A 26,921-nucleotide genomic window follows, 5' to 3' on the forward strand; every position below is an offset into this window, starting at 1 on the left:
TGAACTCGGCGCTCTTTCGTCCTTTGATCGCGCCAACCCCACAGATGGTTCCTCGGAAGGCATTGTCATGATCCGTTATCCCCGCGACCTGCGCGGCTATGGCCAGAACAAACCCGATGCGGCCTGGCCGGGCGGCGCGAAGCTGGCCGTTTCGCTGGTCATCAACTTCGAAGAAGGCGGCGAGAACTGCATCCTGCACGGCGATGCCGCGTCCGAAGCCTTCCTCAGCGACGTCAACGGCGCCTCGATGTGGCCCGGCCAGCGTCACTGGAACATGGAATCGATCTATGAATACGGCGCCCGCGCCGGGTTCTGGCGGCTGCATCGGCTGTTCACCGATATGGCGATCCCGATCACCGTCTATGGCGTCGCGACCGCGCTGGCCCGCGCGCCCGAGCAGCTTGCCGCGATGCAGGCCGCCGGCTGGGAGATCGCCTCGCACGGCTACAAATGGGTCGAGCACAAGGACATGCCCGAGGCCGAGGAACGCGAGATGATCCGCAAGGCCATCGCGCTGCATACCGAGGTCGTGGGCGAGGCGCCGAAGGGCTGGTATACCGGGCGCTGCTCGGCCAATACCGTGCGCCTGACCGCCGAGACCGGCCAGTTCGACTGGATCGCCGACACCTATGACGACGATCTGCCCTACTGGCTCGAAGTGGGCGAGCGCGATCAGCTGGTGATTCCCTATACGCTCGAAGCGAATGACATGCGTTTCGCCACCTCGCCCGGCTACATCGAGGGCGAGATGTTCTTCCAATACCTCAAGGACAGCTTCGACACGCTCTATCGCGAGGGCGTCGAGGGCGAGGCGAAGATGTTCACCATCGGGCTGCACAACCGGCTGATCGGCCGGCCGGGCAAGGTGGCGGGGCTCAGGCGCTTCCTCGATTACGCCCGGGCGAAGGGCGGCGTGTGGTTCGCCACCCGCGGCGAGATCGCGGCGCACTGGCGCACGCATCACCCCCACACCCGGACCGAACGCCCCTCGCAGATGTCGAAGGAACGCTTCGTCGAGGCCTATGGCGCGATCTACGAGCACAGCCCCTGGATCGCGGAACGCGCGTGGGAGCTGGAACTCGGCCCGGCGCACGATTGCCTCGAAGGCGTGGCCTCGGTGCTCGCGCGGATGTTCCGCTCGGCCTCGGCCGACGAGCGTCTCGCGGTGCTCAAGGCGCATCCCGATCTTGCCGGCAAGATCGCGCAGGCGCGCCTTCTGAGCGCCGACAGCAGCGCCGAGCAGGCCTCGGCCGGGCTCGATGCCCTCACCGCCGAGGAACGCGCCACCTTCGAGGCGCTGAACGCCGATTACACCCGCAAGTTCGGCTTCCCCTTCATCATCGCGGTGCGCGACCATGCGAAGGGCTCGATCCTCGAAGCCTTCTATCGTCGCCTCGCCAACGATCCCGACACCGAGCGCGCCGAGGCCGCCCGCCAGGTCGAACGCATCGCCTATCTCCGTCTCAAGGACCTGTTCGCATGACCTCCTACGCCGGCCCCCGCGACGGGCTGCCCGACCAGAGCGAATATCACACCGGCCGCGCGGTCTTCACCGAATCCTATGCGGTGATCCCGGCGGCGGTGATGACCGACATCGTGACCAGCTCGCTTCCCGGCTGGGACAAGACCCGCGTCTGGGTGATCGCCCGTCCGCTCTCGGGCTTCGCCGAGACCTTCGCCGAATACGTGATGGAGATCGCGCCGGGCGGCGGCTCGGACAGCCCCGAACCCGAGGCGGAGGCCGAGGGCGTGCTCTTCGTCACCCGCGGCACGCTCAGCCTGACGCTGCCCGACGGCTCGGTTCATGACATGTCCGAGGGCGGTTATGCCTATCTGCCGCCCGGCTGCGCCTGGAGCCTGCGTGCGACGGGCAGCGCGCCCGCGCGGCTGATCTGGGTGCGCAAGCTCTATCAGCGCGTCCCCGGAATCATTCCGGCCGAAGCCTTCGTGACCAACGAACAGGACCACGCCCCCGCCCCGATGCCCGGCACCGACGGGCGTTGGGCCACGACCCGTTTCGTCAGCTCGGACGACATGCGCCACGATATGCAGGTGAACATCGTCACCCTCGAACCCGGCGCGGTGATCCCGTTCGAGGAAACCCATGTGATGGAGCACGGCCTTTACGTGCTCGAAGGCAAGGGCGTCTACAAGCTCAACCGCGACTGGGTCGAGGTCGGCCCGGGCGATTTCATGTGGCTGCGCGCCTTCTGCCCGCAGGCCTGCTACGCCGGCGGACCGACGCGGTTTCGCTACCTGCTCTACAAGGACATGAACCGTCACGTGCCGCTGCGCGGGATGCTCGGCCGCTGAACCATCCGGAAACGACGATTTCGCACCCTGCCCGGGGTGCGAAATCCGCGTCCGGCCCCCCCGCCCGGCCCGGGACCGAACCCCCGCTTTCCCATTCGTTTTTCCACAAATATCCCGGGGGAGTCTCCTGCAAGGAGACGGGGGCAGAGCCCCCTGACCCCGCCGGGCCGGAGACCGAAGATGCAGATCTCGACCGAACCCCTGACACCCGAGGCCTTCGCCCCGTTCGGCGACGTGCTCGCCGCCACGGGCGCGCCTGACCGGATCATCAACGCCGGAATGTGCGGCCGCTTCCATGACCGCGCGCGCCTCGACTTCGGCCCCGAAGGCCGGGCGGGCGTGTCGATCTTCAAGGCGATCCCACGCGCGCTGCCCTATGTCTTCGATCTGCTCGAACGCCACCCCGAGGGCAGCCAGTGTTTCGTGCCGATGACGGCGGATCCGTTTCTGGTGATCGTCGCCCCGGATGCGGGCGGCAAACCCGGTCAGCCGCGCGCCTTCCTCACCGACGGGGCGCAGGCGATCAACTTCCACCGCGGCACCTGGCACGGGGTGCTGACACCGCTTGCCGAACCCGGTCTGTTCGCTGTCGTGGACCGCATCGGCACCACGGCGAACCTCGAGGAGGTCACCCTCGATCCACCGGTGACGGTGATCGCGGGGCAGTAGGTCCGGCGTGCGCCGGATCAGTTGACGAAGGTCACGGTATGCGCGCCGCCCCAGAACGCGCTGAGCGTGATCGACACCATCCCGAGGATCTGCACCCCCCGCCGGTGGCGCAGCAAAACGCGGATCACCCCGGCCGGATCGGCCTGCCCCGGAAGCATCGGTGCCAGCCGGTGAACGGTGCGCAGCGACAACATCGCCACCCCCAGCATCGGCCCCAGGATCAGCGCCAGCGCCTGACAGAATTCATAGCCATACCCGAAGCCGAGCACCGCGATGCAGCCGAACATCCCGAAGGCCGCCGCGACGAACCCCGCCCCGTCCGAGGCAAAGCCCTGCACCCGCCGCACCCCGATGCCGACCAGCGTGATCACATCGGCCCGCGCCGCCGCGTCGCGTCGCGCCCGGCCGATCAGATCGAACGGCACCCCGAGCGGCCGGTGCGAAACCATCGACCACATCACCGCAAGAAACATCCAGTACCACAGGCTCGCAAACGAGCGCATGTCCATAAACCGCAAGACCTCGTCCATCGGCGCATCCCCTGAGTCCCGCTCCGGACCCTAGCGTTTCGCCCGCCGGGGGCAAGGCCAACCCCGCATCGCGCGACACACTCCGCCGCCGGCAGCCGGCGACCGCCCATGTCGTCGCCCATGCAACCGCAACGCGAATCGCGCCGGATCGCGCAACCGTTTCCGCCGCTGCGTCACTGCGGGGTTGAGCCCGGCCGCGATCCGTGGCACCGATGCCCTCATCAGGAGGTAGCAGCCATGCAACCCATCATTCCGCCCTTCCCCGTCGCCCGCCTGCGCCGGACGCGCGCGACGCCTGCCCTGCGCGCTCTGGTGCAGGAAAATCACCTGTCGGTGAAGGATCTGATCTGGCCGATCTTCGTGACCGACGTTCCCGGCGCCGATGTCGAGGTTGCCTCGATGCCCGGCGTCACGCGCTACACCGTCGAAGGCGCCGTGCGCGCCGCCGAGATGGCCGCGGGCCTCGGCATTCCGGCCGTATGCCTCTTCCCTTACACCGACCCCGCAGGCCGGACCGAGGATTGCGCCGAGGCCTGGAGCCCGGACAACATCGCCAACCGCGCGATCCGCGCGATCAAGGCCGCCGTCCCCGAGATCGCGGTGATGACCGATATCGCGCTCGACCCCTACAATGCCAACGGTCATGACGGGCTGGTGGTGAACGGCGAGATCGTCAATGACGAAACCGTCGAATGTCTCGTCCGCATGGGCCTCGCCCAGGCCGAGGCCGGGGCCGACATTCTGGGCCCCTCCGACATGATGGACGGGCGCATCGCGGCACTGCGCGACGTGCTGGAGACGAACGGCCACAAGAACGTCACCATCATGAGCTACTCGGCCAAATATGCCTCGACGCTCTATGGACCGTTCCGCGATGCGGTGGGCGCCTCGGGCAAGCTGGTGGGCGACAAGAAGACCTATCAGATGGACCCGGCCAATGCCGACGAGGCGCTGCGTCTGGTCGCGCGCGACCTCAGCGAGGGCGCCGACATGGTGATGGTGAAGCCGGGGATGCTGTACCTCGACGTCTGCCGGCAGGTGAAGGACACCTTCGGCGTGCCGACCTATGCCTATCAGGTGTCGGGCGAATACGCGATGCTCGCGGGCGCGATGAACAACGGCTGGATCAAGCGCGAGGAAACCATCCTCGAAAGTCTGCTGTGTTTCCGCCGGGCCGGCTGCGACGGCGTGCTGACCTATTTCGCCCCCGAGGCCGCGCGGCTGATTCACGCCGGCGCATGAGCGACGTCTGCGCGGGCAGTTGCCCTGCCCGCGCGGTTTTCTGCCGGGACGCGCGGGCGATCACGCGTCCGGCAAGTGACAGGGCACGGGCCGTATCCTATAGTCTCGGGCAACAGGGCCGGAACAAGGCCCAGCCACAACGACAGCCCCAGAGGATCGGAGCGAGCAGATGACACAGTTCACCAGACGGAACCTTCTTGTGCTTGGCGGCGCCGGGATCGGTCTCGCGGCCTGCAGCAACGGCATCGGTTCGAACGGTGCGGCCGAGATCGACGCCCGCGTCGATTCGACCCGCGACTACCTGATGTCGACCTATCCGAGCACGAAAGACCTCGAGAGCAAGGCCGCCGGCGTTCTCTACATGCCGCTGATGACCGAGGCGAGCTTTGGCGTAGGCGGCTCTTACGGACGCGGCGCGCTGCGCATCCACAACGCGACGGTCGATTACTACTCGGCGGCCTCCGCCTCGCTCGGGTTCCAGATCGGCGCGCAGCAATATGCCCATGCCCTGTTCTTCATGACACAGGATGCGCTGGCCGATTTCCGTTCGGCTTCGGGCTGGGCGATGCGGGCCGATGCGCGCTATGCGCTGCCCGACCGGGGCGGCTCGCTCGGGACGGACACCACGACCTCGCTCTCGCCGGTGATCGCGCTGGTGTTCGGCCAGTCCGGGCTGATCGCCGGGGCCTCGCTCGCCGGAACGAAATACACCCGAATTATTCCCTGATCCCGGGCCACGATCCCGGGGACACCCCGCACCGACACGGCGTGGCGTGTGGCCCCGAGAAGACCCGGATAGAAAAGAGGCGCGAGGAGGACAGCCCCCTCGCGCCTTTCGCATTGTTCCGTCCGGATCCGCCCGCTCAGCCGCCGAACACCGCCTGAACGTAATTTCGGGTTTCGGCGAAGGGCGGGATATCGCCATGCTGATCGACGGCGCCCGGCCCCGCGTTATAGGCCGCAAGCGCCAGCCGCCAGTTGCCGAACCGGTCATACATCATCCGCAGATAACGCGCCCCGCCTTCGAGGTTTTCCTCCGGATCCATCGGATTGACGCCCAGAAGCGCCGCGGTTTCCGGCATCAGCTGCGCCAGCCCCCGCGCCCCCTTGGGCGAGATCGCGACCGGGTTCCAGCCGCTTTCCGCCTGAACCAGACGCAGGAACAGATCTTCGGGAACGTTATGGCGCGCGGCGGCTGCCTTGGCACTGCGCAGATACTGGCCCCTGTAATTGCCGCTGTAGCGCGGCGTCACCCCCGCGAGACCAAGCCCCGCGGCATCGCCCGCCTCGACCCGCCCACCGGGTGCCGGGGCGTATTGCGCCGACAGGCGGCTGTCCATCAGCGCGGTCTGACTGCGGAACAGGCTCTCACGGGAACGCACGGAGGTCTGCGGTTTCGATGACAGCACCAGCCCCTCGGCCCGGGCGGCCCCCGGGGCATGAGCGGTCATCACAACCGCAAGGCTCAGGGCCGCAGCCCCGGAAATCATGCGCATTCGATCTGTCCCCACCCTTGGCCGCGGTTGCGGCCCCGATCCCGGTTATCCCGGTCCCGATCGCGGCGAACTATAGCCCGGACGCATGACCCGGCAAAGCCCCGGCCACGCACCGGCGGCCGCGATGGGCAAAGCCTTGCCGATCCGGCCCCGATGAGGGAGATGCCGGACCGGCAGGGCGGCGCGTCACAGCGCCTTTTTCAGCACATCGGCGAGGTCGGTCTTCTCCCAGGAGAAACCGCCGTCGGCCTCGGGCGCGCGGCCGAAATGGCCATAGGCCGAGGTCCGCGCATAGATCGGCCGGTTCAGATCCAGCGTCGTGCGGATACCGCGCGGCGTCAGATCCATGCTCCTGGCGACCGCGGCCTCGATCTGCTCGTCCGGCACCTCGCCGGTGCCGTAGGTGTCGACATAGATCGACAGCGGGCGCGCCACGCCGATGGCATAAGAGACCTGGATCAGGCAGCGCTTCGCCAGCCCCGCCGCGACCACGTTCTTCGCCAGATAGCGCGCCGCATAGGCGGCCGAGCGGTCGACCTTGGTCGGATCCTTGCCGGAGAACGCACCGCCTCCATGCGGCGCGGCCCCGCCATAGGTGTCGACGATGATCTTGCGCCCGGTCAGCCCCGCGTCGCCATCCGGCCCGCCGATCACGAAAGTGCCGGTCGGGTTGACCCACCATTCGGTCTTGTCGGTGATCCAGCCCTCGGGCAGGGTCTCGCGGATATAGGGCTCGACGATGGCGCGGATGTCGTCCGAGGTCTGGCTTTCATGGACATGCTGCGTCGAGAGCACGATCGAAGTCACGCCGACCGGGCGGCCGTTCTCGTAGCGCACCGAAAGCTGCGATTTCGCATCCGGGCCGAGCGTCGGCTGCTCGCCCGATTTGCGCACCTCGGCAAGGCGGCGCAGCACGGCATGAGCGTAAAGGATCGGCGCCGGCATCAGCTCGGGCGTCTCGTCGGTCGCATAGCCGAACATGATGCCCTGATCGCCCGCCCCGTCCTTGTCGACGCCCTGACTGATATGGGCCGACTGCGGGTGCAGGTAATTCTCGAAATCGAAGGTCTTCCAGTGGAAGTGTTCCTGCTCGTAGCCGATATCGCGCACGCAGTCGCGCGCGATGGTCTCGGCCTTGTGCAGGAAATCGTCGAGCACGGCACGGTCGCTCAGCCCGACTTCGCCGCCGACCACGACCTTGTTGGTGGTGGCGAAGGTCTCGCACGCGACGCGCGCGTTCGGCTCCTGCGAGATGAAGGCGTCAAGGATGGCATCCGAAATGCGGTCACAGACCTTGTCGGGGTGCCCCTCCGAAACGGATTCAGAGGTGAAGACGTAATTCTGTCTGGACATCGGGGATATGCTCCATTCGTTCTACCCCCGTCCCGCCAGGAAGCCGTTGGGACGGTTCCGGCCAGTGCTAGACCTGACGGAAAGACCGGTCAACGCCATAGTGGCGAGGCCATGAAAGAATTATGAACGCCAGAACGACAATCGCCGCGATGGGCGGAAGATCGCCCCAGCGGGCATAGAAGGTCTCGGGCAGCGCGGGCGGCAGGGCCGCGTCGATCACGCCCTGCTGGTTCATCCCGAGTTCCGCCGTCACCTCGCCGCGCGCGTCGATCATCACGCTGACGCCGGTGTTGGCGGCGCGCGCGACCGGCAGACCGAATTCGATGGCGCGCAGCCGGCTCAGCGCCATGTGCTGCCACGGCCCCGAGAGATTGCCGAACCAGGCGTCGTTCGTCGCCTGCATGATCCAGTCGGGGCGCTCGGGCACGCGGCGGATATCTTGCGGGAACACCGCCTCGTAGCAGATCAGCGGCTCGACCTTGCCGAGGCGGCCGAGGTCGAGAATCGTCTCGCCGGCGCCCGGGGTGTAGCCGTTGCCGGTGCGCGCCGCGAAGGCCGAGATGCCGAAGCGCGACAGCTCATCCCCCCAGGGGATATATTCGCCGAACGGCACGAGGTGTGACTTGTCATAAAGATCCTCGACCCGGGCATCGGGGCCGAGCACGACGAGGCTGTTGTAATAGCGCTCGCCCTCCGAACGCTGGATGCCGAGCGCGACCGGAACGCCGCCCGCTGCCTCGGCGATCATGTTCAGCCCGTCGCCCGGATTGTCGAGCAGGAACGGCACCGCGGTTTCCGGCCAGATCACCAGATCGGGACGCGGCTTGCCCGCGGCCGGCGGCTCGGCAGTCAGATCGAGATGGCGGTAGAAGAACGGCAGCGCGTAACGCGGATCCCATTTCAGCGCCTGGGTGGCGTTGGGCTGCACCAGACGCAGGTTGATCGCGGGATCGCGCGGCGGCACTTTCGCATCGAGGCGCAGCGAGCCGCCCCACCACGCCAGTCCGATGGCAACGGCACCGACGGCCACACCCTGCACCGCCCGTCCCGGCCGCAGCCAGGGCAGCGCCGCGACCAGCAGCGTGCACAGGCTCAGCCCGATCGCCCCGATCCAGGCCGCGCCCTGCGCGACCGGCGTGCCGATCCAGATATGCCCGAACAGAATCCACGGAAACCCGGTGAAAATATAGCTGCGCAGCGCATCGGACGCCGCGAGCCCGACCGCCGCGCCAAGCGCGCGCCGCCCCGTCGTGTGCCCGAGCTTCGCGCCGAGCCCGGCACCGAGCGCCCAGAACGCCCCCATCCCCGCACCCATCAGGATCAGCGCGAAAGGCGCCATCCAGCCGTAGACCTTTGCCTCGACCATGAAGGGTTCGGTGATCCAGAACATGCCGGCCGCGACATAGCCGATGCCCGCCGCGAAGGCGGTCCAGCCGGCCCAGCCCGTCGCCAGCATCCGCAACAGCACGCTCAGCGCGACCATCGCCACCGGCCAGAGGCTGAACGGCACCTGACCGAGCGCCACCCCCGCGCCCAGCCCTGCCGCAACCGCGAGTCGCCCCCAACGGGGCCGCGCCGGCGGGCGCAGGAAAGCAGGCAAAGGCATTCGCAGCCGGTCCTTCATCGTCGCGGGCGCCCGCGCGGCGGGGCGCCCTCAGGTCGTCAGGGTCAGATCACTCGGCCGCGACACCGGGCATACGGACACGAAGCCGCTTGATCCGGCGCGGATCGGCGTCGATCACTTCATACTCGACCCCGTTCGGAGCGGAAATCACTTCTCCGCGCGAAGGCACCCGGCCGATCTGCATGAACACCAGACCGCCCATCGAGTCGATCTCCTGCTCATCCTCTGGATCGGCGAGGGTCATTCCGATGGCCGTCTCGAACTCGCGCAGGGGCGCGCGGGCCTGAACCACCCACTGGCCGGGCTTTTCCTGTTTCCAGTAGCCGCTTTCGGCCTCGTCATGCTCATCCTCGATCTCGCCGATGACCTGTTCGATCAGATCCTCGAGAGTCACCAGACCGTCGACCCCGCCGTATTCGTCGATCACCAGCGCCATGTGGATGCGCTGCACCTGCATCTTCTGCAAAAGCACCCCGATCGGCATCGACGGCGGCACATACAACAGCGGCCGCAACAGCTTGCGCACCGAGAACCGCCCCCCCGTCGCCCCGAACCCGTATTCGAGCGCGAGGTCCTTGAGGTGAACCAGCCCAAGCGGTGTGTCGAGCGTGCCCTTGAAGACCGGCAGGCGCGAATAGCCTTCCTTGCGGAAGACCTCGACCAGTTCGTCGCGGGTGATGGTCGAAGGAACGGCAACGATCTCCACCTTGGGGATCGCGACGTCGCCGACGCGAAGCCGGCGCAGGTTGCCGATGCCCGGATGGGCCGGCGAAACGACCGTGGCCGCATCGGTATTGGCGGCCGCGTCGATGTCCGTTTCAGGGGCCGAGGCGCCGAACGCCCCGAGGATACGCCCGAAGATCCCGCGCGAGTGCGGTTCGGGGTTGCTACTGTCGCCGGCGTCGGTATCCGACGCGGGCACGGTGGCGGAGCTGGCTCCGTCAGCGACTTGTCCCATTTGTCCTTTCCAGGTCACACGGCGCGAATGGCCGCATCATCCCTCATATGGGTCCGAAATGCCCATCCGGTCAAGGATGCGCACTTCAATCGATTCCATCAAGGTGGCATCGCCCTCGCGGATGTGATCGTAGCCGAGCAGATGCAGCGTGCCGTGAACCAACAGATGGGTCACGTGCTCCGCCATCGGCTTGTGCTGTTCCTCGGCCTCGCGCAGGCAGGTATCGTAGCTGATCGCGATATCGCCGAGGCTCTCGCGCTCATCGGGCAGGAAGGGTTCGGGCGCCTCGGGGGCCGCCCCCTCGTCCTCGGCCGCCAGATCCTGCGATGGCCAGCTGAGAACGTTGGTCGCCTTGTCCTTGGCGCGGAACTCGGCGTTCAGCACCTGGATGCGGGCGTCGTCGCAGCCCATCAGGCTGACTTCGAAGGTCTCGGGCGACAGGCCCTGATCGGCGAGAACCGCCGCCACGGCACGCTCGGCCAGCGCGGGCAGGATGTCCTGCCAGCGCTGGTCCTCGATCAATATGTCAACCAGCGGCTCCATCGACGCGGTCATAGGCCTCAATGATCCGCGCGACAAGGGGGTGGCGCACCACGTCGGCCGCGGTGAAGTAGTTGAACGAGATCCCCTTCACGCCGTCGAGAATGCGCTCCGCATCCTGCAGCCCCGAGGGCACGCCGCGCGGCAGGTCGATCTGGCTGCGGTCGCCAGTGATGACCATGCGCGAGCCCTCGCCCAGACGGGTCAGGAACATCTTCATCTGCATGGTGGTGGCATTCTGCGCCTCGTCGAGGACGACGAAGGCATTCGACAGCGTGCGGCCGCGCATGAAGGCGAGCGGCGCGATCTCGATGCGCTTCTCCTCCATCAGCTTCTGCATCTGCTTGGCCGGCAGGAAATCGTTCAGCGCGTCGTAAAGCGGCTGCATGTAGGGATCGACCTTCTCCTTCATGTCGCCGGGAAGGAAGCCGAGCCGCTCGCCCGCCTCGACCGCGGGACGCGACAGGATGATCTTGTCGACATGGCCGCCGATCAGCATGGTCACACCCACCGCGACGGCGAGATAGGTCTTGCCGGTACCCGCCGGGCCGATGCCGAAAGCAAGCTCGTTCTCGAACAGCGCCTTCACATAGGCCTTCTGCGCCTCGGTGCGCGGCTCGACCTGCTTCTTGCGGGTGCGGATCTCGTATTTTCCGGCCGCGAACATCTCGAGCTGCTCGTCGACACTGACACCCGCATTGCCGAGATCGGCCATTCGCACCGCCGCCTCGATTTCCGCCATGCCCATGGCCTTGCCCTGTTCGAGGCGCGTGTAAAGCTGGTTCAACACCGCCTGCGCCTGAATCTGCGCCTCTGCCGTGCCGACAATGGCAAGCTGATTGCCGCGGTGCAGGATATGCACCGACAGCTTGTGCTCGATCTGGGCGAGATTGCGGTCGTATTCGCCGCACAGCGCGATCAGATACCGGTTGTCGGGAAACTCCAGAAGCGTCTCGTAGCTGTCCTGGGAACGAGGCGGGGGGGTAATCGCGCTGAAGCCCAATAACGTCTCCCTTGGCTAGGTTTCACACAGATATTGTGCGCCTGCCCTGTCGCCCCCGCAAGCACTGGTTCCGGTCACGGGCCGCGCAGGGCAAGATTTCATCACTCTGCCATAAACTGCCCTGCCGAATGCTTAACGGGGCGTCAATGCTCAAATAGTAGGCATATGTCGCAGTTCAAGCCGTGCACCGACGGGATTCGCGTCTTCTTCGGACGGGGGCTCTGCCCCCGCGGCCTGCGGCCTTCCCCCCGGGATATTTATGGAAAGCCGAAAGGCAAAGCGCGCGCCTGTCTTTCGGCTTTCTCCAAATATCCCGGGGGAGTCTCCGGAGGAGACGGGGGCAGAGCCCCCTCGCCCGCTCAGACGAGTGCACCCGCCAGAGAATTCGGCGCGCTCGCGGCGATGCGCACCCGCGCGATGCGGCCGCGCATATCCTCAGGCGCCTCGACATGAACGGCCTGCAGATAATCGGACTTTCCGACCCACTGTCCCGGCAGGCGGCCGGGCTTCTCGAACAGCACGCCGACCTCGCGCCCGACCATGCTTTCCTGTGCGGCGCGCTGCTGGCGGGTGATGAGGTCCTGGATCTCATGGAGCCGGCGGTCCGCAGTCTCGGCATCGACCTGATCGCGGCCGGCGGCGGGCGTTCCCGGACGCGGCGAATACTTGAACGAATAGGCCATGCCATAGCCCACCGCCCCGATCAGCGCGAGAGTGTCGCGGTGATCCTGTTCGGTCTCGCCCGGGAAGCCCGCGATGAAATCCGACGACAGCATGATGTCCGGGCGCGCGGCACGGATGCGTTCGATCAGTCGCAGATAGAACTCGGCCGTATGGTGGCGGTTCATCAGCTTCAGGATCCGGTCGGACCCCGATTGCACCGGAAGATGCAGGTAAGGCATCAGCTTCGGCTCCTCGGCATGGGCGGCGATCAGGTCGTCGGACATGTCGTTCGGATGCGAGGTGGTGTAGCGGATCCGGTCCAGCCCGTCGATCTCGGCCAAGGCGCGCGACAGCCGGCCGAGGCCCCAGGTCTCGCCGTCCTGCGCCTGACCGTGATAGCCGTTGACGTTCTGCCCGAGGAGGGTGATCTCGCGCACGCCCTTCGACACCAGCTTGCGCGCCTCGGCGAGAATACGGTCTACCGGACGGCTCATCTCCGCGCCGCGGGTATAGGGCACGACGCAGAAAGCGCAGAACTTGTCGCAGCCCTCCTGCACCGTCAGGAACGCCGTGGGACGGGACGGGGCGGGACGTTCGGGCAGCAGGGTGAAGCGGTCCTCGACCGGGAATTCGGTCTCGACCGGATGCTCGCCCCGATCTGCCGCGCGCACCATACCAGGCAGGTGGTGATAGCTTTGCGAGCCCACCACCAGATCGACGAGCGGCATCCGGCGCATGATCTCCTCGCCCTCGGCCTGCGCGACGCAGCCCGCCACGCCGATCTTCAGATCGGGCTTCGCCTCCTTGAGCGGACGCAGCCGGCCGAGATCGGAATAAACCTTCTCGGCGGCCTTCTCGCGGATGTGGCAGGTGTTGAGCAGGACCAGGTCCGCCTCGGCCGGATCCTCGGTCAGCACATAGCCTTCGGGGGCCATGGCCTCGGCCATACGCTCGCTGTCGTAGACGTTCATCTGGCAGCCGTAGGTCTTGATGTGCAGCTTCTTCGGCGCTTGCGTCATGGCGGGCGTCCCCTTACGAATTCAGGCCCGCCTGATACGTCAAAACCCCGCACCTGCGCAACCGGCACGCTTCGACCGTTGCATTCGGGCGCCGGTTCCGGGATGGTCGGGCACAGCTCGCACGCGGACAAGGCGGCGCGGGCACAGGCGCACGGAACGGCAGATGAAATACGATTCGCTCGGAACCTTCCTCGAAACCGGCACGGCTGCCCTCGCGAAGGGCCCGGTCGGGATCATCCTGGTCGAGGACGCCGTCGAAGTCGACAGCACCATCCGCCACCATCTGGACCTCGGCTTTCGCAGCCTGATCGTCTTTGCCCAGGACGAAATTCCCATCGCCGCGGATCTGGAACCGCGGATCCACCGGGTCAACCGCACCATGCACCGCCGGCGCGCCAAGGTCTCGACGATCAATCCCCTGATCGCGGCCGCGCCCCCGGGCACCTGGATGTTCTACTGCTACAATGCGGAATACCTGTTCTTTCCGTTCAGCGAGACGCGCAGCATCGGCGAACTGCTGGCCTTCCACACCGAAGAGCGCCGCGCCGCAATGCTGACCTATGTCATCGACCTCTACGCCGCCGATCTCGGGCAACATCCGAACGGCGTCGACATCGGGACGGCACTTCTCGATCGCAGCGGCTATTACGCGCTCAACCGCACCGACCGGGCCGATCCTGACCGCATCATGGACCGGCAACTCGACTTCTTCGGGGGCCTGCGCTGGCGCTATGAGGAATTCGTGCCCCCGACGCATCGCAAGATCGACCGGATCGCGCTGTTCCGTTCCGCGCCGGGGCTGGAACTGCGCCCGGATCACACCTTCAGCGACGAGGAATACAACACCTATTCCTGCCCCTGGCATCACAACCTGACCGCGGCGCTGATGTCGTTTCGCGTGGCCAAGGGGCTGAAATACAATCCTGCCTCGACCTTCGACATCCACGATTTCCGCTGGTATCACTCGGTCCCGTTCAGCTGGAAAAGCCAGCAGCTGATGGACCTCGGCCTGATCGAACCCGGGCAGTGGTTCTGAGACCTGCGGTTGCGGGAACGGCCCTCCTCCGGCCCGGCCGGCGATGCTCCTCAGGGACCGCTCCCGCCCCCGAAACGACGCGACGCCCGGGCCTTTCCCTTCCTGACGCTCAGCCGAGTGCCAGCTCCATCCGGGTGCGGGTGTGGACGTGAAACAGGGCCGCGCTCAGCGCGCTGCGGGTTTCGCCCGCGACCTCGAAGCCGAGGCGTTCATAGAGGCGGCGCGCGCGCGGATTTCCGGCCGCGACCTCAAGGCGCAGGCGGGTATAGCCCTGACGGCGCGCCTCGCCGGCAAGGGCACCGATCAGCGCCGCCCCCACACCCTGCCCGCGCGCCTCCGTATCGACCGCCAGTCCGTCGATGGCCAGCGTGTCGGCGGGCAACTCGTCCGCCACGACGCTGAAGGCCAGCCGCCGCCAGCTGCCGCCGAAGCGGCCATAGACCGCGCGCAGATCCGACGCCGTGCCGCCGACGAACGCCCCGCCCGCACCGCGCACTCCGATCACGCCGAGCAGCCGGCCGTCGCGCGTCGCGCTGAGCGCATGGGCCGGCGAAAGCACCCTCTCGATGAAGCGGATCGCGCGCGCCTCCGGCCCCATCACCGGGCCGAGCTTGCCGCCGAACGCCAGCCAGTAAAGCCGCGCCGCCTCGGCTGCGCTGCCGGCTGGCAGGCCGCGCGCGATCTGCAATGACGATGCCACCTCCGCCGCCTGACTGCCCCACGCTGACATGACCGACGTTTCTCCTCTCGCGTCCCCGCCGCGCAAAGTCCCGAACGCGCGCGCCCTCATACCGCCCCTTGCGCCTGAACGCTGCGCCGCTACAACTGGCTCATCCCGCCGCCACGAGCAAGTCCCCGATCATGTCCCGTCCCGTCCCGCTGCCCCCCGGTCCCGCCTTCTGGCGTGGCGGGTTCGATGCCCTGCCTTTCTTGCTGGTGTTTCTGCCGTTCGGGATACTGTTCGGTCTGGCGGGGACGGTGCTCGGGCTCAGTTTCGCGCAGGTGATGGGGTTCTCGGCCTTCGTCGTTGCGGGGGCGGCGCAGTTCACCGCGGTGCAGTTGATGGACGCCCATGCGCCGACGATCATGGTGCTGGTGACCTCGGTCGCGGTGAACCTGCGCATGGCGATGTATTCGGCCGCCCTCGCGCCGCATCTGGGCGGCGCCACCCCCTGGCAAAAGGCGTTGATGGCCTATTCGATGACCGATCAGAGCTTCGTTCTGGCCGATGCGCTGAACGAGAGCGCGCCGCGCGCGCCGCTCACGACGAAGCTCGCCTATTACGCCGGAACCGCGAGCTTGCTGGTGCCGGCCTGGCTCGGGGCGACGCTGCTCGGCGCATTGTTCGGCCCGGCCCTGCCGAAGGGGCTGGCGCTCGATTTCGCGGTGCCGGTGACATTTCTGGCGATGATCGGACCGTCGCTGCGCTCGGTGCCGCATCTGGTGGCGACGGCGGTGTCCTGCATCGCGGCGCTGGCGCTCGTGGGGCTGCCGGCGGGCACGGGCGTGCTGCTGGCCGCGGTGCTGGCGATGATCGCCGGCGCGCGGACCGAAGACTGGCTGGCGCATCGCGCCGCGCGCGCGACAAGCGAGGGGCCGAAATGACCCAGACCGTATATTCCGAAGCGCAGGTCTGGACGATCATCCTGGTGCTGGCGATCGGCACCTTCGTGTTGCGCTATTCGTTCCTCGGGCTCAGCGGCAAGCGCGCGCTGCCGGCCTGGGCGCTGAAATACCTGCGCTATACCTCGGTCGGGGTGCTGCCGGCGATGGTGGCGCCGCTGGTGGTCTGGCCGGCAGCGACCGGAGGTGCCCCCGATCCCGCGCGACTGATCGCGGCAGCGGCGACGCTTCTGGCGGGGCTGGTCACGCGCTCGGTGATCTGGGCGATCCTCGCAGGGTTCGCGACGCTTTACGCGATGCTGTGGCTGCTTGGCTGAGCCTGCGGCGTTCCGGCGCAAGAATGACGAACGGGCGGCCCTGCACAGGGCCGCCCGTCTTTCATTCCGCAAAACTTCAGATCCGATCAGCGGTCGGATTCGCGGATCTCGACCGTCTTGGGCTTCGTCGCGTCGATGGTGGGAATGCCGGTCTTGATGTCGGCATCGGTGGTGTAATGATCCTGGCTCACCACCCCCGGCAGCCGGCCGAAAGCATCCGACAGACTGACAGGGAAGAACGTGCGCGGCAGCGATTCGAAGCCCGGCACCTGATGCAGCACCCCCGAAACCGAGCGCGCGCAGAACATCTTCGGCGAGGGGCCGTTCGCCTCGGCCGCGGCGATCAGCGCATCGGCCTGCGCCAGCGTCACCGGCAATTTCTGCTCGCGCACGAACCACACGTCGCGGGCGTGATATTCGACATAGAACCGGTGCATCCGGTCGGTAATGCCGTAATCGACATCGTTGCGTTCGGGCACGCCCGGATAATACCAGCTGCCCGCCGGATCGAAGATCACCCTCTGCGAGCCGTCGATCATCAATGCCGAATGACCGCCTTCGCCGGTGTTCGCCTCGATCACCGTGATCAGCGTCACCGAAGGCGGATTGCCGCTGCGGTAAATCGCCTTGTTGACCTCGGCGTCAGGCGCCCAGACGGATTGCGCGCCGCAGGCCGCCAGCAGCAGCGGAACCACCAGACACAGCAACAGGCGGCCCATCTGCCGCCCTATCTGCCGCATTGCAAAACGCATCGTCGCCCCTCGTTTCGGCGTCATCCGCGCCGGTTATACGGGAGCGCACAAAACACGAGAACGCCGGCAGAGGCAACGCCCCTTGTGAGCCCGCCTTCCCATCCCATCGCCCGGCCGGGGATCAAACTGCGCTCCACCGCCACAGCCCGTCCGCGCCGGTGTCGCGCCGCGCCTGACCGAGCCGGGCAAGGTGGTTCAGATGCGCCACCGCCTCGCTGAGCGCGAGGGTGAACAACTCATCCGTGATCGGCCGGCGATAGAGCGCGGGAAAACACTCCGGCACGGTGCGCACCCCCGCGCCAAGCAGCCCCCGCAGCCGGTCGAGGCCGCTGCGCCGGCGCGCGATCATCTGCTCCAGCCGCAGCGGCAGCCCGCGATACACCAGCCCGTGGCCCGGCAGCACCAGATGGCGCTCCTCGGCCAGCGCCGCCATCGCGTGCAGACTGTCGAGCCATTCGCCGATCGGATCCGCCTCGGGTTCCGAAGCCAGAACGCCGATATTCGCCGAGATTGAGGGCAGCATCTGATCGCCGCCGATCACCAGATCGTCATCGAGCGAGAACAGCACCGCATGTTCGGGCGCATGGCCATGGCCGGTGGCCACATGCCAGCGCCGGCCTCCCGCGACGATCTCGTCGCCCGCTGCGATGCGGCGATAGCTCGGCGGCAGCGGGCCGACATGGCGCCACAGACTTTCGGCCGAATGCGCGGCCAGGCGCGCCAGCTGATCTTCGGCCATCCCGGCGCGGCGCCAGAACACCTCCGTCTCGGGGCAGATGCCGTCGCGCGCGTCAAGATGAAGCATCCGCGCATTCAGCCAGGCAGAGCGGGTCGTCCACAACTCTGCCCCCGCAGCGGCGAAGCGCGCGACCTGGCCGACATGATCGGGGTGATGATGGGTCGCAATGACCCGGGTGACGGGCTTGCCTGCCATCCGCGGTGTGGCCAGTGCCCGCCCCAGTGCCGCATGTGCCCCCGGCGTATCGAGCCCGGTATCGACCAGCGTCCAGCCCGCGCCATCGTCGAGCGCCCAGACATTGACGTGATCGGTCACCATCTCCAGCGGCAGCCGGATCCACAGCACCCCCGGCGCGACCTCGCGCGGGGTGCCGTCATCGGGCGGGGCGGGCCACGGAAACCGCAGCCCGCCCCGTTCGCTCAGGGATGTGCCCTGCCCGCTCAGATCGCCAGATCCTCGACCGAGAGCGCATAGAGATCGGCGGCGCCGACCTCGGCCTCGGTCATCGAGGCATAGGCCTGCGGCAGCAGACGCTTGATGTAGACCTGAGCGAGCTTCGCATAGGCGCTGCCCTCGCCCGCGGCGACGGCGGCACGCAGATGGAAATGCGCCCCCAGAACCCGCGCGAAGGCCATCAGCGTCGGCACGGCACCGGCGAAACGGTCCTGCGTGTCCTGCTTGAGCAGCATCTCGACATGGGCCCGCAGCGTCGAAGCGGCCTTCTCGACATCCGTCGCCAGATCGGCGAAGCCGGTCGCGGCCTTGGCGTCGACCATCACCTCATCGAGCAGCGCGAAAGCTGCCGCGCCCTGATCCATCATCTTGCGGCCCACGAGATCCATCGCCTGGATGCCGTTGGTGCCTTCGTAGATCGCGGTGACGCGGACATCGCGGTAGAACTGGGCGGCGCCCGTCTCCTCGATGAAGCCCATGCCGCCGTGGACCTGGATACCCTGATCCGAGACCCACATGCCGGTCTGGGTGCCGTAAGCCTTGGCGATCGGGGTCAGCAGCGCAGCGCGCGCCGCCTGAGCGGCATCGTTCGCAGCATGGCCGAGGTCGATGGCGACGGCGCAGGCCATGGCGATCGAACGGGCGGCGAAGGTCTCGGCGCGCATCTCGGCCAGCATCCGGCGCACGTCGGCGTGCTCGATGATCGGCTTGAACTGCACCCGGTCCTGAGCGTATTCGAGCGCCTTCTGATAGGCGGCCTCGGCAATGCCGACGCCCTCGACGCCGACGTTCAGGCGGGCGTTGTTCATCATGGTGAACATCGCGGCCATGCCCTTGTGCGGACCGCCGACGAGCCAACCCTTGGCGCCCTCGAAGCTCATCACGCAGGTGGGCGAGCCGTGCAGACCCATCTTGTGCTCGAGCGACACCACCTTGAGCGTGTTCGCCACGCCCGGGTTGCCGTTCTCATCGGGGATGAACTTCGGCACCATGAACAGCGAGATGCCCTTCGTGCCCGGCACGCCGTCGGGCAGCCGCGCCAGCACCAGATGGCACACGTTCGACACCAGATCGTTGTCACCCCAGGAGATGAAGATCTTCTGCCCGGTAATCGAATAGGTGCCATCGCCGTTCGGCTCGGCCTTGGTGCGCAGCGCGCCGACGTCCGAACCGGCCTGCGGCTCGGTCAGGTTCATCGTGCCCGACCACTCGCCCGAGGCGAGCTTCGGAATATACAGCGCCTTCAGCTCGTCCGAGGCGTGATGCTCCAGCGCGTCGATCTGGCCCTGGGTCAGCAGCGGATGCAGATGCAGCGCGATATTGGCGCCCGCCATCAGATCGTTGACCGCAATCGCCAGCGTCAGCGGCAGGCCCATGCCGCCATGCTCGGCCGGACCGGCGACCGAAACCCAGCCGCCCTCGGCGATCTGGTTGAAGGCTTCCTTGAAGCCCGGCGACGCGCGCACCACGCCGTTTTCCAGCTTCGCCGGATGCAGATCGCCGTTGCGGTTGATCGGCGCCAGAACGCCGTCACACAGCTTGCCGGCTTCGGTCAGGATCGCCTCGACGGTATCCGACGTCGCTTCCGAGAACTTTTCGGTCGCTGCCACGGGTGCGAGCGGCACCACCTTGTCCAGAATGAAACGAAGTTCCGCCACTGGCGAACGATAGGGCATTGCTTGCTCCTCCATAGTGTCTCGACGCTTGAGAAATCGCGTCAAGGCGCATAAGACCTTTGGCTGGTCATTGACGGCGGCACAGTATACGCGCGCGCGCCGCCTTCAACCGCAACGCAGCGTCACGGCCCGCCGCAGCCTTACCCGCGCCGGCCTGGCATCGGGGGAGCACCATGGACGTTCTGGACGAGACTACCGAAATCCTCGGGACAGAGCCCGCGGGCATCGCCCGCGCCTGCGAGCTTCTGCACGCCGGCAAGGTCGTCGCCTTCCCGACCGAGACCGTCTATGGCCTCGGCGGCGATGCGCGCTCGGACAGCGCGGTCGCCGCGATCTATGCCGCCAAGGGCCGGCCGCGGTTCAACCCGCTGATCGCCCATCTGCCGGATCTGGAAACCGCCGAGACGATCGCCGTGTTCTCCGACCGGGCACGCGATCTGGCACGCCGGTTCTGGCCGGGGCCGCTGACGCTGGTGCTGCCGCTGCGGCCGGGCTCGGGGATCTCGGATCTGGTGTCGGCGGGGCTCGATACCATCGCGATCCGGGTGCCGGCCCATCCGGTGGCCCGCGCGATCCTGAAGGCATTCGGCGGGCCGGTCGCGGCGCCCTCGGCCAATCCCTCGGGCAAGGTCAGTCCGACCACGGCGTGCCACGTCGTCGAGGGTCTGGCCGGGCGCATCGCCGCCATCGTCGACGGCGGTCCGTGCGCCGTGGGACTGGAATCGACCATCGTGCAACTCGATCCGCCGATGCTGCTGCGCCCGGGCGGACTGGCGGTCGAGGCGGTCGAGGCCGCGCTTGGCCTTTCCCTGCCGACCGGAGGCGATGCGGCGAAGCCGAATGCCCCCGGACAGCTGAAATCGCATTATGCGCCGGGCGCAGCGGTGCGGCTCAACGCGACGGAACGCGCGCCGGGCGAGGTCTGGATCGGCTTCGGCCCGGACTGCGCCGGGGCGGATCTGAACCTGTCACTCACCGGCGATACGACCGAAGCCGCGGCACGGCTGTTCGGTGCGCTGCGCGCCGCCGACCGGATCGCCGGGGAAAAGGGCGCGCGCGCGATTGCCGTGGCACCTGTGCCCGATGCAGGGCTCGGCCGGGCGATCAACGACCGGCTGATCCGCGCCGCCGCGCCGCGCCCGGAGGACCCGGCCCATCCCTGCCCGGCCCATCCCTGAACGAAACGCTCAGGCCTGAGGAAAACGTCAGGCCCGCCCGGCCGTCGCCGACAGGCTGCGCGGGTCTATGCCCATCGTCGCAAGCGCGCGCTGCCACTTGGTCGCGTAATCGGGATCGAGTGCGAGGGTATCGTCCGCCTCCGCCACCAGCCAGCCGTTCGCGGCGATCTCGCCCTCCAGCTGCCCCGGCCCCCACCCGGCATAACCGAGCGCGAACTGCGCCAGCCGCGGACCCTCGCCCGCGGCGATATCCTCAAGGATATCGCGTGTCGCCGTCATCGCCACCTGTTCCGAGATCTGCATCATCCCGCCCGCCCCGGCATCGCGGCGTGCGGAGGGCCAGTCGCGCGAATGCAGCACGAAGCCGCGTCCGGTCTCGACCGGACCGCCGAACAGGATGGGCGCGCTGCCCGCGCTCGCGCGTTCGCCCCGGTCCGAGGCTGTCATGTGAATCCCGATCTGCCCCATCAGCTCGCCGAGTGCGGGTTGCGGCAGCGGCTTGTTGACGATGAGGCCCATCGCCCCCTCGGGCGAATGGGCGCAGACCAAAACCACCGCATGTTCGAACCGCGGATCGGGCATTCCGGGCATGGCGATCAGCAGCTTTCCGGTCAACTCCACGGATTTCCCTCCTGCTGGCGCGAAATGCGCCTGACTCTCAAGGTGGTTGCAAACCCGGTGCCAATCAAGGCCTCCATACGCGCCAGACGCCCCCCCCGCAGGCCGCGGGACCCGCCGCGACCGGTGCCGCCCCGTCACCCGCCATTCGACGTAAATGTGAGTTGGCCCACCCCGTCCCGAGGCGCTAGGACAGGCCATGCTTCGCCCGATTGCCGCCCTTGTCGCCCCGCTCCTGGTTCTGGTTTCCGGATTCGGAGCCGGGCAGGCCCAGATTTCCACCCCGCCCGATGCCGGCGCGCCACTGCCGCCGGGCCTCGTCTCGGCCGAGATCGCGCCGGGATGGCAAGACGCGAACGGACGCCGCACGGCAGCGCTGAAGCTGGTGCTCGATCCCGGCTGGAAGACCTATTGGCGGGTGCCCGGAGAGGCCGGCGTGCCCCCGTCCCTTGATTTTTCGGAATCCGAAAATCTCAAGAATATCGAAGTGATATGGCCCGTTCCTCAGGCATTTGACCAGAACGGGATGCGCTCTGTCGGATATCTCGGGGGAATGGTGCTGCCTCTCAGGATCACGCCGGCCGATCCGACGCGGCCGGTGGTGCTGCATCTCGGTCTCGGCATCGGGATCTGTCACGACATCTGCGTGCCGGCGGATCTGGTGCTGAGCCGCACGCTCGACGGACCCGGCGCGGCCGATGCCACGATCTCGCAAGCGCTCGACGCCGTGCCGCATCGCGTCGACAGCGCCATCGCGCACTGCCGCATCGAGCCGATCGCCGACGGGATGCGCGTTACCGCCCGCATCGTTCTGCCCGGGGCGGGCCGGAAAACCGGCGCCGGGCTGGCCCCGTCCTCCGGTTCCGCCCCGCCGGACACAGCCCGCGAAACCGCCACGCTGTTCGAGCTGCGCTCGCAGCCGATGTGGACGTCGGATCCGGTCGAGACCCGCGACGGCGCCGTGCTCGAGGCGAGCGCGGATTTCGTCCCCGCCACCCCGAAGCCCTTCGATCTGGACCCCGGGGACCTGCGGATCACCGTTCTCGGTCCCGGACCGGAGCCCTCCCGGGCCATCGAGATCGACGGCTGCCCGGCGCCCTGAACGGCACCGTCGCCGGGGGCTCTGCCCCCGCTGCGGCACGCCGCAGCTCCCCCGGGATATTTGGGGAAAGCCGAAAGGCAGGACAGGATCGGTCTGCGCGCTCAGCCGGGCAGCGTGTCGAGGCGGGCGCGCAGCGACAGCAGATCCGCCCAGGCCTCGCGCTTCGCCTGCGGCTGGCGCAGCAGATAGGCGGGATGCGTCATCGGCAGCGCCGGGCGGCCGAAGGCCTCGGCCCAGGTGCCGCGCAGACGCAGGATGCCGCGCCGGCCGAGCGCCGCGGCGCAGGCCGCATTGCCCATCAGCACGATCACATCCGGATCGGCCAGCGCCACGTGACGCGACAGGAACGGCAGCATCATCGCGATCTCGGCCGGTTCCGGATCGCGGTTGCCCGGCGGGCGCCAGGGCAGGACATTGGTGATGTAGAGCGCCGACGCGGGATCGGGCGAGCTGCGGCTGAGCCCGATCGCCGCGAACATCCGGTCGAGCAGATGGCCCGCGCGGCCGACGAAGGGCAGGCCCTGCTGATCCTCGTCGCGCCCGGGCGCCTCGCCCACGATCATCACCCGCGCCTTCGGATTGCCGTCGGCGAAGACGGTGTTGCGCGCGCCCTTCTTCAGCTCGCAGCCATCGAAACCGGCGATGGCGGCGCGCAGCGCGTCGAGGTCATGGGCGCGGGCGGCCTCGGCGCGCGCGCTTTCGACCGGATCGGGCCCCTCGACCGGCAAGGGCGCCCGCGGGGCCGCGGGAGCCATGGGTGCCCTGCCCTCGGCCACCGGCACGGCCGGGGCCTTCGGCGCAAGCGATTCGGCAAGCGCGTAGCAATCGACCGGCGTATCGGTCACGGCCGCATCCGCGCCGAGCTCGACCATCCATTCGAGCGCGGCGCAGGCGGTCAAGAAATCGAGATCGCGGGCGGGTTGTGTCATGGTGGCAGCCTATGCCGGGACGCGGGCGGGGTAAAGGCGCTGGACGCGCGCGCGGCTGCCTGCCATAAGCGGCCCCGGCCGGTAAAGGCCCTGCGGCTGCCCGAACCAAGCGGCGGGCGACAGCGGCGGGCCGGACCGTTGGTTTTCGCCGTTGGATTCGGGGGCAGACATGGCATTCCGCGCAAGGCATCTTCTGGGGATCGAGCATCTGGCGCCCGACGAGATCGTGACCGTTCTCGATCTGGCGGAGCGTTACGTCGCGCTCAACCGGCGCACGGTGAAACGCACCGAGGCTCTGGCCGGGCTCACCCAGATCAACATGTTCTTCGAGAACTCCACCCGCACGCAGTCGAGCTTCGAGCTTGCCGGCAAGCGTCTTGGCGCCGATGTGATGAACATGTCGATGCAGACCTCGAGCGTGAAGAAGGGCGAGACGCTGATCGACACCGCGCTGACGCTGAACGCGATGCACCCCGATCTTCTGGTGGTGCGCCATGCGTCTTCGGGCGCGGTCGATCTGCTGGCGCAGAAGGTCAACTGCGCGGTGATCAACGCCGGCGACGGCAAGCACGAACATCCGACGCAGGCCCTTCTCGATGCGCTGACGATCCGGCGCTCGAAGGGGCGGATCACCGGGCTGACCGTGGCGATCTGCGGCGACGTGGCGCATAGCCGGGTGGCGCGCTCGAACATGCTGCTGCTCGGCAAGATGGGCAACCGGGTGCGGCTGATCGGGCCGCCGACGCTGGTGCCCTCGGCCTTCGGCGACATGGGCGCCGAGATCCATGACGACATGGCGAGCGGACTGAAGGGCGCCGACGTGGTGATGATGCTGCGTCTGCAGAAAGAGCGCATGGACGGCGGCTTCATTCCGTCGGAGCGGGAATATTTCCACCGCTACGGCCTCGATGCCGACAAGCTGTCCCATGCCGAGCCCGATGCCATCGTGATGCACCCCGGCCCGATGAACCGCGGCGTCGAGATCGACGGCACCATCGCCGATGACATCACCCGCTCTGTCATTCAGGAGCAGGTCGAGATGGGCGTCGCCGTGCGCATGGCGGTGATGGATCTTCTGGCGCAGAACCTGCGCGCCGAGCGCGGACGTGCCGCCGTCGACGGCACCTACGCCTGAAGGAGCGCGCATCGCGATGAGCCTTCCGGCCAAAACTCCTTCCGAAACCGACACGGCGCTTGCCGTGCCGCACTGCCCCGACGCGCTGCGCGACGAGGATCCGGTGCAGCTCGGCCACAGCTCCGGGCAGCCGGGGTTCGAAGCGTTCTGGCAAGGGATCGTGTGCAGCGACGAGCGGGTGCTGTGGTCGGGCCGGCCCGATCCGATGCTGGCCGCCGCGCGCGCCCCGAAAGGCGGCCGGATCGGGCCCTGGCTGTGGTATGGCGCGGCCCTTGCAGGGGGGGCGCTGTTGCTCGGCGGCTCCGGCGCGGGGGTGCGCATCGCCGGGATGGCGGTCGCCTGCGGCGCGCTGATCCTCGGGCTGCGCGCGCGTCCCGTCGACCTCGGCCGGATCGAGGGGACGCGCTATCTCGTCAGCAATCAGGCGGTTTACATCGCCCGTCTCGGCCCCGGCATGGCCCCCGAGGTGCGCAGCCTGCGCCTCAGCCCGGGCATGACCCTCAGCGGCGACGAGACCTCGGTCTCCGTCGCGCTGAACCGTCCGCTGCCGCGGGACGAACATATCGAACATCTCAGGCAGGGCGAACGCCTCGTCCTGAGCGACATTCACGACGCCGGCACGGTGCTTGACCTGCTGCGCTCCATCCAGAAGGGGATGAAATGACCCTGTTCTTCGAAAACGCCCGCCTGATCGACCCGGCCACCGGCACCGAGACACCCGGAAACCTGCTGGTGCGCGACGGGCTGATCGCCGCCACCGGCATCACCGAGGCCCCCGAGGGCGCCGAAGTGATCGACTGCGCCGGGCGCTGCCTCGCACCCGGGATCGTCGACATCGGCGTGAAGATCGGCGAACCGGGCGAGCGCCACAAGGAGAGCTTCCGTTCCGCAGGGCGCGCGGCGGCGGCCGGCGGCGTGACTACCGTCGTGGCGCGTCCCGACACCCTGCCCGCCATCGACACGCCGGAACTTCTGGAATTCACCACCAAGCGCGCCGCCGAGGCCGCGGTGCGCATCCTGCACATGGCCGCGCTCACCAAGGGCCGGCAGGGCCGCGAGATGACCGAGATCGGCTTTCTGCAAGATGCCGGTGCCGTCGCCTTCACCGACGCCGATGCGGTCGCAACCGATGCCCGCGTGCTCAGCCGCGCCTATACCTATGCCCGCGCCCGCGGCGCATTGGTGATCGGCCATCCGCAGGATCCGGGCCTCAGCCACGGCGCCGCCGTCACCGCCGGCAAGTTCGCCGCGCTGCGCGGCCTGCCGGGCGTCAGCCCGATGGCCGAGCGCATGGGCCTCGAACGCGATCTCGCCCTCGTCGAGATGACAGGCGTGCGCTATCACGCCGACCAGATCACCAGCGCGGCAAGCCTTCCGGCCCTCGAACGCGCCAAGGCCGCGGGGCTGAAGGTGACGGCGGGCGTTTCCGTTCATCATCTGACGCTGAACGAGATCGACGTCGGCGAATACCGCACTTTCTTCAAGCTCACCCCGCCGTTGCGTGCGGAATCCGACCGGATGGCCGCAGTTCAGGCGGTGGCGGACGGGCTGATCGACGTGATCTGCTCGATGCACACGCCGGCCGACGAGGAATCGAAGCGCCTGCCCTACGAACAGGCCGCGGCCGGGGCCGTCGGCCTCGAAACCCTGCTGCCCGCGGCGCTGCGGCTCGTGCATGCCGGCGCGCTCAGCCTCGCGCAGCTGTTCCGCGCGCTCTCGCTCAACCCCGCGAGGCTCCTCGGCCTGCCGCAGGGCCGGCTCGAGGAAGGTGCGCCCGCCGATCTCGTGCTGTTCGATCCGGATGCACCTTTCGTGCTCGATCGCTTCGCATTGCAGTCGAAATCGAAGAATACGCCCTTCGACGGCGCCCGGATGCAAGGAAAGGTGCTTGCCACATTCGTTGCCGGGGTGCAGGTATATACTTCAAATAACCAATAACAAATCGGGCACGAG

Annotated in this window: 27 protein-coding genes and 1 riboswitch; of the genes, 13 read left to right on the forward strand and 14 right to left on the reverse strand. The window is 67.8% G+C overall.

Features of this window, described 5'->3' with window-relative positions; genetic code table 11:
* Window positions 1–67: 67 nt before the first annotated feature.
* The 3 genes from puuE to CG50_RS09135 all read left to right on the forward strand — a co-directional run bounded on the left by puuE (window position 68) and on the right by CG50_RS09135 (window position 2,982).
* Complete coding sequence (gene puuE, locus CG50_RS09125) at window positions 68–1,483, forward strand: allantoinase PuuE (RefSeq protein WP_036637348.1); 1,416 nt, start codon at window positions 68–70, stop codon at window positions 1,481–1,483.
* A complete protein-coding gene (locus tag CG50_RS09130) occupies window positions 1,480–2,313 on the forward strand; it encodes a bifunctional allantoicase/(S)-ureidoglycine aminohydrolase (protein ID WP_036637350.1) in 834 nt (277 codons plus the stop codon). The genes puuE and CG50_RS09130 overlap by 4 nt, the downstream gene beginning before the upstream one ends.
* A gap of 180 nt (window positions 2,314–2,493) precedes the next feature.
* Window positions 2,494–2,982: an ureidoglycolate lyase gene (locus CG50_RS09135; protein WP_036637351.1), complete on the forward strand. Its 489-nt coding sequence runs from the start codon at window positions 2,494–2,496 to the stop codon at window positions 2,980–2,982.
* A 17-nt stretch (window positions 2,983–2,999) separates the two neighbouring features.
* Here CG50_RS09135 and CG50_RS09140 read toward each other — a convergent pair whose 3' ends face one another.
* Entirely contained in the window at window positions 3,000–3,512 is a 513-nt protein-coding gene (locus CG50_RS09140; RefSeq protein ID WP_036637353.1) for a hypothetical protein, read from the reverse strand.
* 237 nt (window positions 3,513–3,749) lie between these two features.
* Here CG50_RS09140 and hemB point away from each other — a divergent pair, with 237 nt between their 5' ends.
* Together hemB and CG50_RS09150 are read left to right on the forward strand one after the other, a co-directional pair.
* Window positions 3,750–4,754: a porphobilinogen synthase gene (hemB, locus tag CG50_RS09145; RefSeq protein WP_036637355.1), complete on the forward strand. Its 1,005-nt coding sequence runs from the start codon at window positions 3,750–3,752 to the stop codon at window positions 4,752–4,754.
* A gap of 169 nt (window positions 4,755–4,923) precedes the next feature.
* Window positions 4,924–5,481, forward strand: coding sequence for a lipid-binding SYLF domain-containing protein (locus CG50_RS09150; RefSeq protein WP_036637357.1), 558 nt, complete (start codon window positions 4,924–4,926; stop codon window positions 5,479–5,481).
* A gap of 136 nt (window positions 5,482–5,617) precedes the next feature.
* On the opposite strand, the gene CG50_RS09155 is transcribed toward CG50_RS09150, so the two are convergent.
* The 7 genes from CG50_RS09155 to miaB all read right to left on the reverse strand — a co-directional run bounded on the left by CG50_RS09155 (window position 5,618) and on the right by miaB (window position 13,410).
* The gene (locus CG50_RS09155; RefSeq protein ID WP_152559477.1) at window positions 5,618–6,250 is read right to left on the reverse strand and encodes a lytic transglycosylase domain-containing protein; all 633 of its coding nucleotides are present in this window, start codon (window positions 6,248–6,250) and stop codon (window positions 5,618–5,620) included.
* A gap of 186 nt (window positions 6,251–6,436) precedes the next feature.
* On the reverse strand, window positions 6,437–7,603 hold the full coding sequence (gene metK, locus CG50_RS09160; protein WP_036637359.1) for a methionine adenosyltransferase: 1,167 nt from the start codon (window positions 7,601–7,603) through the stop codon (window positions 6,437–6,439).
* Window positions 7,604–7,611: 8 nt separating this feature from the next.
* A riboswitch (SAM-SAH riboswitch) is annotated at window positions 7,612–7,661 on the reverse strand.
* A gap of 9 nt (window positions 7,662–7,670) precedes the next feature.
* Window positions 7,671–9,209, reverse strand: a complete 1,539-nt coding sequence (gene lnt, locus CG50_RS09165; protein WP_051909793.1) for an apolipoprotein N-acyltransferase — start codon at window positions 9,207–9,209, stop codon at window positions 7,671–7,673.
* A 67-nt stretch (window positions 9,210–9,276) separates the two neighbouring features.
* Window positions 9,277–10,185: a hemolysin family protein gene (locus CG50_RS09170; protein ID WP_036637361.1), complete on the reverse strand. Its 909-nt coding sequence runs from the start codon at window positions 10,183–10,185 to the stop codon at window positions 9,277–9,279.
* A 36-nt stretch (window positions 10,186–10,221) separates the two neighbouring features.
* The gene (gene ybeY / locus CG50_RS09175; protein WP_036637499.1) at window positions 10,222–10,728 is read right to left on the reverse strand and encodes an rRNA maturation RNase YbeY; all 507 of its coding nucleotides are present in this window, start codon (window positions 10,726–10,728) and stop codon (window positions 10,222–10,224) included.
* Complete coding sequence (locus CG50_RS09180; protein ID WP_036637362.1) at window positions 10,712–11,728, reverse strand: PhoH family protein; 1,017 nt, start codon at window positions 11,726–11,728, stop codon at window positions 10,712–10,714. The genes ybeY and CG50_RS09180 overlap by 17 nt, the downstream gene beginning before the upstream one ends.
* A gap of 359 nt (window positions 11,729–12,087) precedes the next feature.
* Window positions 12,088–13,410 (reverse strand): tRNA (N6-isopentenyl adenosine(37)-C2)-methylthiotransferase MiaB, encoded by a 1,323-nt coding sequence (gene miaB / locus CG50_RS09185; RefSeq protein WP_036637363.1) that lies wholly within the window; start codon window positions 13,408–13,410, stop codon window positions 12,088–12,090.
* A 163-nt stretch (window positions 13,411–13,573) separates the two neighbouring features.
* Here miaB and CG50_RS09190 point away from each other — a divergent pair, with 163 nt between their 5' ends.
* The gene (locus CG50_RS09190; protein ID WP_036637365.1) at window positions 13,574–14,446 is read left to right on the forward strand and encodes a glycosyltransferase family 2 protein; all 873 of its coding nucleotides are present in this window, start codon (window positions 13,574–13,576) and stop codon (window positions 14,444–14,446) included.
* A gap of 109 nt (window positions 14,447–14,555) precedes the next feature.
* Here CG50_RS09190 and CG50_RS09195 read toward each other — a convergent pair whose 3' ends face one another.
* Entirely contained in the window at window positions 14,556–15,176 is a 621-nt protein-coding gene (locus CG50_RS09195) for a GNAT family N-acetyltransferase (protein ID WP_161785400.1), read from the reverse strand.
* A 131-nt stretch (window positions 15,177–15,307) separates the two neighbouring features.
* On the opposite strand from CG50_RS09195, the gene CG50_RS09200 reads away from it, so the two are divergent.
* Together CG50_RS09200 and CG50_RS09205 are read left to right on the forward strand one after the other, a co-directional pair.
* Window positions 15,308–16,051, forward strand: coding sequence for an AzlC family ABC transporter permease (locus CG50_RS09200; protein WP_036637367.1), 744 nt, complete (start codon window positions 15,308–15,310; stop codon window positions 16,049–16,051).
* Window positions 16,048–16,386: an AzlD domain-containing protein gene (locus tag CG50_RS09205; RefSeq protein ID WP_036637369.1), complete on the forward strand. Its 339-nt coding sequence runs from the start codon at window positions 16,048–16,050 to the stop codon at window positions 16,384–16,386. The genes CG50_RS09200 and CG50_RS09205 overlap by 4 nt, the downstream gene beginning before the upstream one ends.
* A gap of 86 nt (window positions 16,387–16,472) precedes the next feature.
* On the opposite strand, the gene CG50_RS09210 is transcribed toward CG50_RS09205, so the two are convergent.
* The 3 genes from CG50_RS09210 to CG50_RS09220 all read right to left on the reverse strand — a co-directional run bounded on the left by CG50_RS09210 (window position 16,473) and on the right by CG50_RS09220 (window position 20,006).
* On the reverse strand, window positions 16,473–17,105 hold the full coding sequence (locus CG50_RS09210) for a hypothetical protein (RefSeq protein ID WP_051909796.1): 633 nt from the start codon (window positions 17,103–17,105) through the stop codon (window positions 16,473–16,475).
* A 154-nt stretch (window positions 17,106–17,259) separates the two neighbouring features.
* Window positions 17,260–18,222, reverse strand: coding sequence for an MBL fold metallo-hydrolase (locus CG50_RS09215; protein WP_245615658.1), 963 nt, complete (start codon window positions 18,220–18,222; stop codon window positions 17,260–17,262).
* A 95-nt stretch (window positions 18,223–18,317) separates the two neighbouring features.
* Entirely contained in the window at window positions 18,318–20,006 is a 1,689-nt protein-coding gene (locus CG50_RS09220) for an acyl-CoA dehydrogenase (RefSeq protein ID WP_036637373.1), read from the reverse strand.
* 173 nt (window positions 20,007–20,179) lie between these two features.
* Here CG50_RS09220 and CG50_RS09225 point away from each other — a divergent pair, with 173 nt between their 5' ends.
* Entirely contained in the window at window positions 20,180–21,184 is a 1,005-nt protein-coding gene (locus CG50_RS09225; protein ID WP_051909798.1) for an L-threonylcarbamoyladenylate synthase, read from the forward strand.
* A gap of 27 nt (window positions 21,185–21,211) precedes the next feature.
* On the opposite strand, the gene CG50_RS09230 is transcribed toward CG50_RS09225, so the two are convergent.
* Window positions 21,212–21,805: a YqgE/AlgH family protein gene (locus tag CG50_RS09230; protein WP_036637375.1), complete on the reverse strand. Its 594-nt coding sequence runs from the start codon at window positions 21,803–21,805 to the stop codon at window positions 21,212–21,214.
* 196 nt (window positions 21,806–22,001) lie between these two features.
* On the opposite strand from CG50_RS09230, the gene CG50_RS09235 reads away from it, so the two are divergent.
* Window positions 22,002–22,904, forward strand: a complete 903-nt coding sequence (locus tag CG50_RS09235) for a protein-disulfide reductase DsbD domain-containing protein (protein ID WP_051909801.1) — start codon at window positions 22,002–22,004, stop codon at window positions 22,902–22,904.
* A 101-nt stretch (window positions 22,905–23,005) separates the two neighbouring features.
* On the opposite strand, the gene CG50_RS09240 is transcribed toward CG50_RS09235, so the two are convergent.
* Window positions 23,006–23,833, reverse strand: a complete 828-nt coding sequence (locus CG50_RS09240; RefSeq protein ID WP_036637377.1) for a uracil-DNA glycosylase — start codon at window positions 23,831–23,833, stop codon at window positions 23,006–23,008.
* A gap of 169 nt (window positions 23,834–24,002) precedes the next feature.
* Here CG50_RS09240 and CG50_RS09245 point away from each other — a divergent pair, with 169 nt between their 5' ends.
* The 3 genes from CG50_RS09245 to pyrC are packed head-to-tail and all read left to right on the forward strand — an operon-like array spanning window position 24,003 to window position 26,906.
* Complete coding sequence (locus CG50_RS09245) at window positions 24,003–24,968, forward strand: aspartate carbamoyltransferase catalytic subunit (RefSeq protein ID WP_036637378.1); 966 nt, start codon at window positions 24,003–24,005, stop codon at window positions 24,966–24,968.
* 16 nt (window positions 24,969–24,984) lie between these two features.
* The gene (locus CG50_RS09250) at window positions 24,985–25,632 is read left to right on the forward strand and encodes a hypothetical protein (RefSeq protein ID WP_036637380.1); all 648 of its coding nucleotides are present in this window, start codon (window positions 24,985–24,987) and stop codon (window positions 25,630–25,632) included.
* Complete coding sequence (pyrC, locus tag CG50_RS09255; protein WP_036637382.1) at window positions 25,629–26,906, forward strand: dihydroorotase; 1,278 nt, start codon at window positions 25,629–25,631, stop codon at window positions 26,904–26,906. The genes CG50_RS09250 and pyrC overlap by 4 nt, the downstream gene beginning before the upstream one ends.
* Window positions 26,907–26,921: the final 15 nt, after the last annotated feature.

Origin of the sequence: Paenirhodobacter enshiensis (assembly GCF_000740785.1) — a bacterium.
Classification (GTDB): Bacteria; Pseudomonadota; Alphaproteobacteria; order Rhodobacterales; family Rhodobacteraceae; genus Rhodobacter; species Rhodobacter enshiensis.

Bases quoted from the DNA above. Each gene is read 5' to 3' on its own strand.
- CG50_RS09190 (WP_036637365.1), top strand. From the start codon at position 13,574: ATGAAATACGATTCGCTCGGAACCTTCCTCGAAACCGGCACGGCTGCC.
- lnt (WP_051909793.1), bottom strand. From the start codon at position 9,209: ATGCCTTTGCCTGCTTTCCTGCGCCCGCCGGCGCGGCCCCGTTGGGGG.
- CG50_RS09250 (WP_036637380.1), top strand. From the start codon at position 24,985: ATGAGCCTTCCGGCCAAAACTCCTTCCGAAACCGACACGGCGCTTGCC.
- miaB (WP_036637363.1), bottom strand. From the start codon at position 13,410: ATGACGCAAGCGCCGAAGAAGCTGCACATCAAGACCTACGGCTGCCAG.
- CG50_RS09245 (WP_036637378.1), top strand. From the start codon at position 24,003: ATGGCATTCCGCGCAAGGCATCTTCTGGGGATCGAGCATCTGGCGCCC.
- ybeY (WP_036637499.1), bottom strand. From the start codon at position 10,728: ATGGAGCCGCTGGTTGACATATTGATCGAGGACCAGCGCTGGCAGGAC.
- CG50_RS09170 (WP_036637361.1), bottom strand. From the start codon at position 10,185: ATGGGACAAGTCGCTGACGGAGCCAGCTCCGCCACCGTGCCCGCGTCG.
- CG50_RS09150 (WP_036637357.1), top strand. From the start codon at position 4,924: ATGACACAGTTCACCAGACGGAACCTTCTTGTGCTTGGCGGCGCCGGG.
- CG50_RS09225 (WP_051909798.1), top strand. From the start codon at position 20,180: ATGGACGTTCTGGACGAGACTACCGAAATCCTCGGGACAGAGCCCGCG.
- puuE (WP_036637348.1), top strand. From the start codon at position 68: ATGATCCGTTATCCCCGCGACCTGCGCGGCTATGGCCAGAACAAACCC.
- hemB (WP_036637355.1), top strand. From the start codon at position 3,750: ATGCAACCCATCATTCCGCCCTTCCCCGTCGCCCGCCTGCGCCGGACG.
- CG50_RS09220 (WP_036637373.1), bottom strand. From the start codon at position 20,006: ATGCCCTATCGTTCGCCAGTGGCGGAACTTCGTTTCATTCTGGACAAG.
- CG50_RS09200 (WP_036637367.1), top strand. From the start codon at position 15,308: ATGTCCCGTCCCGTCCCGCTGCCCCCCGGTCCCGCCTTCTGGCGTGGC.
- CG50_RS09240 (WP_036637377.1), bottom strand. From the start codon at position 23,833: ATGACACAACCCGCCCGCGATCTCGATTTCTTGACCGCCTGCGCCGCG.
- metK (WP_036637359.1), bottom strand. From the start codon at position 7,603: ATGTCCAGACAGAATTACGTCTTCACCTCTGAATCCGTTTCGGAGGGG.
- CG50_RS09235 (WP_051909801.1), top strand. From the start codon at position 22,002: ATGCTTCGCCCGATTGCCGCCCTTGTCGCCCCGCTCCTGGTTCTGGTT.
- pyrC (WP_036637382.1), top strand. From the start codon at position 25,629: ATGACCCTGTTCTTCGAAAACGCCCGCCTGATCGACCCGGCCACCGGC.
- CG50_RS09155 (WP_152559477.1), bottom strand. From the start codon at position 6,250: ATGCGCATGATTTCCGGGGCTGCGGCCCTGAGCCTTGCGGTTGTGATG.
- CG50_RS09195 (WP_161785400.1), bottom strand. From the start codon at position 15,176: ATGTCAGCGTGGGGCAGTCAGGCGGCGGAGGTGGCATCGTCATTGCAG.
- CG50_RS09205 (WP_036637369.1), top strand. From the start codon at position 16,048: ATGACCCAGACCGTATATTCCGAAGCGCAGGTCTGGACGATCATCCTG.
- CG50_RS09130 (WP_036637350.1), top strand. From the start codon at position 1,480: ATGACCTCCTACGCCGGCCCCCGCGACGGGCTGCCCGACCAGAGCGAA.
- CG50_RS09135 (WP_036637351.1), top strand. From the start codon at position 2,494: ATGCAGATCTCGACCGAACCCCTGACACCCGAGGCCTTCGCCCCGTTC.
- CG50_RS09140 (WP_036637353.1), bottom strand. From the start codon at position 3,512: ATGGACGAGGTCTTGCGGTTTATGGACATGCGCTCGTTTGCGAGCCTG.
- CG50_RS09210 (WP_051909796.1), bottom strand. From the start codon at position 17,105: ATGGGCCGCCTGTTGCTGTGTCTGGTGGTTCCGCTGCTGCTGGCGGCC.